Source organism: Streptomyces sp. AN091965, from assembly GCF_022698285.1.
In the GTDB taxonomy this organism is placed as follows: Bacteria; Actinomycetota; Actinomycetes; order Streptomycetales; family Streptomycetaceae; genus Streptomyces.
Genome location: NZ_JALDMY010000001.1, coordinates 8752381 through 8762571, shown reverse-complemented (window position 1 = coordinate 8762571; position 10191 = coordinate 8752381). Strand labels below are relative to the sequence as shown.

Annotated in this window: 1 protein-coding gene; it reads right to left on the bottom strand. The window is 69.9% G+C overall.

The window, feature by feature from the left end:
- Positions 1–4: 4 nt before the first annotated feature.
- Entirely contained in the window at positions 5–10120 is a 10116-nt protein-coding gene (locus tag MQV74_RS36255) for a type I polyketide synthase (RefSeq protein WP_242727539.1), read from the bottom strand.
- Between the last annotated feature and the right edge of the window lie 71 nt (positions 10121–10191).

Here is a 10191-nt window from a genome sequence, read left to right as displayed (position 1 = left end):
AACATCAAAGGTCAGTGCCGCCCAGAGCCCTCTGGACGAGGTCGTCGACATCCATCGTGTCGACCGCGCTACTCAGTTCGTCTTGCGGCGCCGACTCAGAACCGCTCTCCGATGTCTGAGCGAGTTCGAGCAGGGCGTCCATGAGTCCGGCTTCACGGAAACGCGCGAGCGGAATGGAAACCAACGCCTCGCGTATCCGGTCCTCTTCCGAGTCGTTCCGCTCAGCCCCACCGCCTTGCGGGAACATGCCCGCTTCCAGGTGCTCGGCCAGGGCGATGAGGTTCGGGTAGTCGAACGCCAAGGTGGTCGGCAGCTCAAGGCCGGTGATCGCGCCCAGCCGGTTCCGCAGCTGAACAGCCGTCAGTGAGTCGAACCCGAGCTCTGTGAACGACCGATCGTTCTCGATGGCGTCCGGGGTCGTGTGCACCAGGACCGCGGCGACGTGCTGACGCACCAGCTTGCGCAGCCGGCGCTGACGCTTCGCCGAGGGCAGCGCCTCCAGGCTTGTGCGCAGCTCGGCCACCGCCGACTCGGTCGCCGCCGGGTCGGAAGGCGTCAGTGATGCCGTCGGCCGCCGCGTCTCTGTCAGCTCGCTCAGCAACGCTGTCGTCCGGTCCGCTCCCAGCTCGCCCGCGAGCCGCTCCCATGCGGCATCGGCCACGAGGAGGAAGGTTTCGTCCAGGTCCAGAGCACGCTGAAGCGCGGAGATGGCCAGATCCGGGTTCATCGGGGCCATGCCGCCCCGCCTCATCTGCTCTTCGAGCTCCCCGTCAACCGCCATACCGCTCCCGGCCCAGGCGCCCCAGGCTATGGAAGTCGCCGGAAGGCCGTCCGCGCGCCGCTGCAACGCCAGCGCGTCGAGATAGGCATTGCCCGCCGCGTAACTCCCCTGGCCCGGGCCACCCAACGTGCCCGCCGCCGAGGAGAACAACACGAACGCCGACAGATCCGTCCCCGCCGTCAACTCATGCAGGTTCCGCGCCGCATCCACCTTCGGACGCAACACCCCAGCCGCCCGCTCCACCGTCAGAGCGTCCACAACGCCGTCATCCAGCACACCGGCCGTATGCACCACGGCGGTGAGCGGCAATTCCCGCGGAATCGCGTCCAGCACCGCTGCCAGCGCCTCGCGGTCGGCCGCGTCACAGGCCGCCACCGTCACCCGGGCGCCCAGGCCCTCAAGCTCCGCCTTCAGATCGACGGCGCCCTCGGCCCCCATCCCACGACGACTTGTCAGTACGAGATGCTCAGCACCCGTACGCGCCAGCCACCGGGCCACATGGCCACCCAGCGCACCCGTACCGCCCGTCACCAACACCGAACCACTCGAACGCCACCCATCGACACCAGTGGGCTCAAGCGCGGAAGCCCGCACCAACCGCTTGACGAACACACCCGAACCACGCACCGCGACCTGGTCCTCGCCGTCCTCACCCGCCAGCACTCCGGCCAGCCGCGACACGGCGCGCTCGTCCAGCGTCTCGGGCAGATCGACGAGCCCGCCCCAGCTCTGCGGATGCTCCAGCGCCGCCACCCGGCCGAGGCCCCACACCTGCGCCTGTGTGGCGCTCGCGAGCCGGTCGGAACGACCCACCGACACCGCGCCCCGCGAGGCACACCACAGCCGAGCGCGCACGCCCAGCCCCGCCACGGTCTGCACCAGCCACAGAGTCAGCGCGAGTCCGGCAGCGACCACCGGCTGCCCGGCCATCGGCTCCTCGTCCAACGCGAGCAACGACAACACCCGGACATCGGATTCGCCGTCAACCGCGGCCAGCAGCGCCCGGGCGAGCGCGTCGTGGTCCGTGCCCGCGTCCACCGCCACCGGTACGACACGGGCACCGGACTTCTCGAGGCCTTGGGAAATCGTCTCGGTGAGCTCACTGTCCGCGAGCCCGGCGGGCACCACCAGCAGCCACGCACCCGACAGCGACCCTGCCACCGCCTCCTGGACCGGCTTCCAGGAGACTCGATAACGCCAGCTGTCGACCGTGGCCCGGTCGCGCTGCTGACGGCGGTAGGAGGACAGCGCGGGCAGCAACTCACCCAGCGAACCGCTCCCGTCGACGTCCAGCGCCTCCGCCAGTGTCTCCAGATCCTCGCGCTCCACCGCGTCCCAGAACCGCGCGTCCACGCTGTCCACCGCGGCGGAACCACCCGGCACGGAGCCGGACGACGCCTCCGCGCGGTCCTCCAGCCAGTACCGCTCACGCTGGAAGGCATACGTCGGCAACTCCACCGTCCGCGCACCGCGCCCGGCGAAGACCTGCTCCCAGCCCACCGAGGCTCCGTGGACGTGGAGTTCGGCCAGCGCCGTCGTCAGCGCCTGAACCTCCGGGCGGTCCTTGCGCAGAACGGGTGCCACGACCGAGGCCGAAGCCCCGCCCGCGATCAGGCAGTCCTGCGTCATCGCGGACAGCACACCGTCGGGGCCGACCTCGAGGAACGAGGTCACCCCGAGCTTCTCCAGCGCCCGCACCCCGTCCGCGAACCGCACCGCCTGCCGCACATGGCGCACCCAGTACTCCGCCGAGCACACATCGTCCGTGCCCGCTGGCTCACCGGTCACATTGGAGACCAGAGTGGTGGTCGGCGGGGCGAACGACAGCCTCTCGACGACCTTGCGGAAGTCGTCCAGCATGGCGTCCATGCGCGGCGAGTGGAAGGCGTGGCTGACGCGCAGGCGGCGGGTCTTACGGCCCTGCTCGGCCCACTGTCCGGCGATCTCCAGCGCCGGCGCCTCGTCACCGGCGATGACCACGGCCGTCGGTCCGTTGACCGCCGCGATACTCACCTCGGCCTCACGACCGGCGAGCGATCCGGCGATCTCCTCCTCCGAGGCCTGCACCGCCACCATCGCGCCGCCCTCCGGCAGCGCCTGCATCAACCGACCACGCGCAGCCACCAGAGCGCACGCGTCCTCCAACGAGAACACCCCCGCCACATGCGCGGCAGCGATCTCACCGATGGAGTGACCGATCAGCACGTCCGGGGTGATGCCCCAGTGCTCCAGGAGCCGGTAGAGCGCCACTTCAATGGCGAAGAGCGCGGGCTGCGTGAACGCCGTCCGGTCCAGCAACTCGGCGTCGGCACTGCCTTCCGCCGCGAACATCACGTCCTTCAGCGGACGGTCAAGCACGACGTCCAGGTACGCGCACACCTCGTCCAAAGCCTGGGCGAACACCGGGAACGCCTCGTACAACTCCCGCCCCATACCCAGGCGCTGCGCACCCTGACCCGAGAACAAGAACGCCATCACACCCGACGCGTTCGCGACGCCCTGAACCAGTCCCGGGGCGACCTCTCGGGATGCGACGGCCTCGACGCCGCGCAACAACTCCGCACGGTCGGCACCCACGATCACCGCGCGGTGTTCATGCACCGCGCGGGTCGCCACCAACGAGTAGCCCACATCCAGCGCGCTCAGCTCGGCACGCTCGACCAGATACGACCGCAGCCGCTCGGCCTGGGCGCGCAGAGCCTCCGCGCTCCGGGCGGAGAGCGCCCAGGACACGATGCCGTGATCCTCGGCCGGGGCGGGCTGCGCCTCATCCTCGATCGGCGGGGCCTGCTCGATGATGGTGTGGGCGTTGGTGCCGCTCACGCCGAAGGCGGAGACACCGGCCCGGCGCGGCTGCCCGGTCTCGGGCCACTCAGTGGCCTCCGTCAGCAGCCGCACCTCACCCGCCGACCAGTCCACCTGCCGCGACGGCTCATCCACGTGAAGGGTCTGCGGCAGGACGCCGTGCCGCATCGCCATCACCATCTTGATGACACCAGCGACACCGGCCGCCGCCTGCGTATGACCGAGGTTCGACTTCAGCGAACCCAGCCACAACGGCAGATTCTCCGGGCGCCCCTGGCCGTACGTGGCCAGCAGCGCCTGCGCCTCGATCGGGTCACCCAGCGTCGTACCCGTACCGTGCGCCTCCACCACCTGGATGTCGGCGGCCGACAGTCCGGCGCTGGCGAGCGCCTGCCGGATCACCCGCTGCTGCGACGGCCCGTTGGGCGCCGTAAGGCCATTGGAGGCACCGTCCTGGTTGATCGCCGAACCCCGGACGACCGCCAGCACGGGGTGGCCATTGCGCCGGGCGTCGGACAGCCGCTCCACGAGCAGCATGCCCACACCCTCGGACCAGCCCGTGCCATCCGCCGCGTCCGCGAACGGCTTGCACCTGCCATCGGGGGCCAGCCCACGCTGACGGCTGAACTCCACGAACGCACCCGGCGTGGCCATCACCGAGACGCCACCGGCGAGCGCCAAATCGCACTCGCCCTGACGCAGCGCCTGCGCGGCCAGATGCAACGCCACCAGCGACGACGAACACGCCGTGTCCACCGTCACCGCGGGCCCCTCAAGACCCAGCGTGTACGAGATACGACCGGATGCCACGCTTCCGGCGCTTCCGCTGCCGAGAGACCCCTCGAAGCCCTCGGGAACCTGCCGCAGCCGGGTGCCGTAGTCGTTGTACATCACGCCCACGAACACACCGGACCGGCTGCCCCGCTTGGTCGTGGGGTCGATGCCGGCCCGCTCGAACGCCTCCCACGAGGTTTCCAGCAGCAGCCGCTGCTGCGGGTCGGTCGCCAGTGCCTCACGCGGACTCATATCGAAGAAGGCGGGGTCGAATTGGTGCGCGTCGTAAAGGAACCCACCGTTCTGGGCGTAGTGAGTGCCCTCCCGGTCGGGGTCCGGGTCGTACAGGCGCTCAAGGTCCCACCCGCGGTCGGACGGGAACTCGGACATCGCATCCGTACCCGCCATGACCAGCTGCCACAGCTCTTCGGGGGTCCGTACCCCGCCCGGGAAGCGGCAGCTCATGCTCACGATCACGATGGGGTCGCTGTCCACCGGCGTGCCCGGCGCGGCCACCGCCGCCGCGCCCGCCGACGAGGAAGCGGCGCTGTCTCCGCCCAGGATTTCGTCACGGATGTGGCCGACGAGTGCCATCGGGGTCGGATAGTCGAAAACCAGCGTGGCGGGCAGCCGCAGACCGGTCTCCGCGGTGAGGCGATTCCTGAGATCGACCCCCATCAGCGAGTCGAAGCCGAGCTCCTTGAACGGCCGCCTTGTGTTGACGGTCTCGGCGCTGGCGTGCCCGAGGGCGGCTGCGGTCTGTGCGCGGACCAGCTCCAGCAACATCTGGTCCTGCGCCGTCTGCGGCAGACCCGCGAGGCGTCGGCGCAGTTCATCGGGGAGGCTCTCGTCCTGCTCCGATCGTGCGACACGACGCGCCGTCACGGTGGGTACGACGCTACGGAAGAGGGCGGGGAGTTCGGCGCCCTGCGCACGCAGCGCCGGGACGTCCAGCCGCACCGGAACTGGCACGATCTCATCCGCGACCAGAGCCGCATCGAACAGTTCGAGCCCCTCCTGGGAGGAGAGCGGCACCAGGCCGGAACGCGACACTCGGCGCAGGTCCCTCTCGCCGAGGTGTCCGGTCATGCCGCTGGCCTCTTCCCACAGACCCCACGCCATCGACACACCCGGCAACCCCTGAGCCCGCCGCCACGAGGCCAGCCCGTCCAGGAACACGTTCGCCGCAGCGTAGCTTCCCTGGCCCGGCCCGCCCAACGTGCCCGCCGCCGAGGAGAACAGCACGAACGCCGACAGGCCCAGCCCCTCGGTCAGCTCATGCAGGTTCCACGCCGCGTCCACCTTCGCCCGCAACACCGGCTCAACCCGCTCACGGGTCAACGACGTCAGCAGGCCGTCATCCAACACACCCGCCGCATGCACCACACCACTCAACGCAAAGCCCTCAGGCAACCCCGACAGCACCCCAGCCAAAGCCCGGCGATCCGCCGCGTCACACGCCGCGATCACCACCTCAGCCCCAGACGCCTCCAGCTCCGCCCGCAACTCCGCCGCAGCCTCAGCCCCCGCACCACGACGCGACAGCAACACCAGCCTGCTCACCCCATGCCGGGCCACCAGATGCCGGGCCACCAAACCACCCAGAACACCCGTCCCACCCGTCACCAACACCGCACCAGCGCCAAACACCCCCGACACCGACGGATCCGGCGCCGACACCCGGCCCAGACGCGGCACCCGCACCGCACCCGACCGCACCACCACCTGCTCCTCACCCAGAGCCAACACCCCAGGAAGCAGACCACCCACACCATCCAGATCATCGGTGTCCACCAGCACCAGACGCCCCGGATTCTCCGACTGCGCGGACCGCACCAGACCCCACACCGCGGCCCCGGCCATGTCCCGCACACCATCGCCCGCGTCGACAGCGCCCCGGGTCACCACCACCAGCCGCTCACCCGCGAGACCCTCGTCCGCCACCCAGGCCTGCACCCGCTCCAGGACCTCAAGGACCCGCCCGTACACCTCACCCACCACATCCGAACCACCGGAGACCACCCGCATGACCTCAATCCGCGGCGCCACCTCACCCGCCACGACAACCCCGGGCGCATCCACCCACTCCACCCGGAACAGCGCATCCCGCGCCACCCCGCCCACGGCATTGAGCTGATCCGCGTCAACCGGCCGCAGCACCAGCGACTCGACCGACGCCACCCCACGCCCCGACTCATCCCCCACCAGCACCGACACCGCACCCGAACCATCACCCACCGACGCCAACCGCACCCGCAACGACGTCGCACCCACCGCCTCCAGAACAAACCCACGCCAGGAGAACGGCAACAGGCTCCCCGACCCACCCGTGAAGCCCTCGCTCACACCCATCGCATGCAACGCCGCATCGAACAACGCCGGATGCAGACCAAACCGGCCCGCCCGCTCCCGCTCACCCTCCGGAAGCTCCACCTCCGCGAACACCTCACCACCACGCCGCCACGCACGCCTCAACCCCTGGAAAACCGACCCGTACTCCAGCCCGTTCTCCGCCGCCCGCACATACTCACCCGACACATCAACCAACTCAGCCCCCACCGGAGGCCACACACCAAAGTCGAAGGAAGCCGCGTCGGCACCTGCCATCGGCGCGAGCACACCACGGGCATGGCACGTCCATGGCGCGCCCTCGCCCTCCGCCTCCTCCCGTGAGAACACGCTCACCTCGCGGAAGCCGGAAGCGTCCGCCTCCCCCGCCTCGACCTGGATCCGCACCCCACCGTGCTCGGGCAGGATCAGCGGCGCTTCGAGGACGAGTTCCTCGATCCGGCCACAGCCGACCTGGTCCCCGGCCTGCCCCACAAGCTCGACGAACGCCGTCCCGGGCAGCAGCACGACCCCGTGGACAGCGTGATCCGCCAGCCACTCATGCGTAGCCAACGACAGCCGTCCGTTCAGCAGCACCCCACCACCGCTCGCCAACGACACCACCGCACCCAACAACGGGTGCCCCAGCGAACCCAACCCCACCGAACCCACATCACCCACACCCGCGGGAACATCAAGCCAGAACCGCTCCCGCTGGAAGGCATACGTCGGCAACTCGACCCGCCGACCGCCACGGCCCTCCAGAGTGACGGCCCAGTCCACCTCGGCGCCGTTCACGAATACCTCGGCGGCGGAGGTCAGGAACCGCTCGGCCCCGCCCTCGTCCCGCCGAAGGGTCCCCACGACCACGGCCTGCGCCTCGACGGCCTCCACCGTCTGCTGCACCGGCAAGGTCAGCACCGGATGCGGACTGACCTCGATGAACACACCATGCCCACTGCCCAGCAGAATGCGGGTAGTGGCCTCCAGCTCGACCGTCTGGCGCAGGTTGCGGTACCAGTACTCCGCGTCCAGACCAGCGGTGTCCACCAGCTCACCGGACACCGTTGAATAGAACGGCACCTCGGAGGTACGAGGCTTCAGGTCCGCCAGAACCCTCAGCAACTCCTCCCGGATCTCCTCCACATGCGCGGAGTGCGAGGCATAGTCCACCGGAACCCGGCGGACCCGCACCTCCTCACCCTCCAGCTGGGCGACCATCTCATCCAGCGCACCCGCGTCACCCGATACCACAACCGAACCCGGGCCATTGACCGCGGCAACGGATATCGCACCGCCCCACGCGGCAATACGCTCCCGGGCCTGGTCGACCGGAAGCCCGACCGACACCATGCCACCCCGACCCGCAAGACCAGCCGCGATCGCCTGCGAACGCAAGGCCACGACCTTCGCCGCGTCCTCCAGCGACAGCGCACCCGCCACACACGCGGCGGCAATCTCACCCTGGCTGTGACCCATCACCGCATCCGGCACCACACCCACCGAACGCCACAACCGCGCCAACGACACCATCACCGCAAACAACACCGGCTGCACCACATCCACCCGGTCAAACCCAGGCGCACCCTCAACACCACGCAGCACATCCGTCAACGACCAGTCCACATAAGCCGACAACGCCGACTCACACTCACCAACCGCCTCCGCGAACACCGGCGAAGACTCCAGGAGACCCACCGCCATACCCACCCACTGCGCCCCCTGACCCGGGAACACAAACACCGAACGACCGGGAGGCGCGCTCTCGCCCACCACCACGCCCGGAAGAGCGGACTTCTCCGTGACGGCGCCCAAGCCGGACAGCAACTCGTCCCGGTCCCGGCCCACCAGCACCGCGCGGTGCTCCAGCACCGACCGAGTCATGACCAGCGACCGCGCCACATCGGCGGCGCCCAGTTCCGGACGCTCGGCCACGAACTCCCGCAGCCGCCCGGCCTGCGCCCGCAGCCCTTCCTGGCTACGGCCCGACACCAGCCACACCACGGGACCATCGGCGACCTCGGCCTCAGCGTCGTCGGCCGCCTCGGCCTCCGGCGCCTCCTCCAGGATCACATGCGCGTTCGTCCCGCTCACACCGAACGAGGACACACCGGCCCTGCGCCGCTCACCCGTCTCCGGCCACGGGGTCGACTCGGTCAGCAGCGATACCGCCCCCGCCGACCAGTCCACATGCTCCGACGGCTCCTCCACGTGCAGGGTCTTGGGCAACACACCGTGCCGCATCGCCATCACCATCTTGATGACGCCACCCACGCCCGCGGCCGCCTGTGTGTGCCCCACGTTCGACTTGAACGAACCCAGCCACAACGGCCGGTCGGCTCCGGAGCGCTCCTGGCCGTAGGTGGCCAGCAGCGCCTGCGCCTCGATCGGGTCACCCAGCGGTGTGCCGGTGCCGTGTGCCTCCACCGCGTCCACATCGGCCGCGGACAGGTCGGCGTTGCGCAGCGCGTCGCGGATCACCCGCTGCTGCGAGGGGCCGTTGGGCGCCGTCAGCCGGCTGCTCGCCCCGTCCTGGTTCACGGCGGCGCCCCGTACCACGGCCAGCACCTGGTGCCCGTTGCGCTGGGCGTCGGACAGCCGCTCCAGCAGCAGCACACCAGCGCCCTCGGACCATCCGGTGCCGTCGGCGGCGTTCGAGAACGACTTGCAGCGTCCGTCCACGGCGAGTCCGCGCAACCGGCTGAACTCGATGAACACCCCTGGTGTCGCCATCATGGCCACGCCACCGGCGAGCGCGAGCGAGCAGTCGCCCTTGCGGAGCGCCTGGACGGCCAGTTGGAGCGCCACGAGCGACGAGGAGCACGCGGTGTCCACCGTCATGGCGGGGCCTTCGAAGCCGAAGGTGTAGGAGATGCGGCCGGAAGCGATACTTCCAGCGCTGCCGTTGCCGAGGTGGCCTTCAAGGCCCTCCGGTATGGCCTGGATGCGGGAGCCGTAGTCGTTGTACATCACGCCGACGAACACGCCGGTTCGGCTGCCACGCACCGACGCCGGGTCGATGCCCGCCCGCTCGAACGCCTCCCAGGACGTCTCGAGGAGCAGCCGCTGCTGCGGGTCGGTCGCCAGCGCCTCACGCGGGCTCATACCGAAGAAGGAGGCGTCGAAGCCGTTCGCGTTGTGCAGGAACCCGCCCTCACGCGTATAGCTCTTGCCCGGCTTCTCCGGGTCGGGGTCGTACAGGTCCTCGTCCCACCCCCGGTCCACGGGGAAGGTGGAGACCGCGTCGGTGCCCGAGGCGACCAGCTCCCACAGGTCTTCGGGCGACTCCACCCCGCCGGGATATCTGCACCCCATGCCGACGATCGCGATGGGCTCCCGGTCCCTGTCCTTGAGTTCCTTCAGCTCTTGACGAGTTTCGTGCAGGCTGGCCGTCGCGCGCTTGAGGTAGTCGCGCAGCTTGGTCTCGCTCACCGTTTCTTGTCACTCCTCTGAGCACCCCGGACAGGGGTGGAAAGCCTTCGGCCGGTAACTTCCGGGGACGG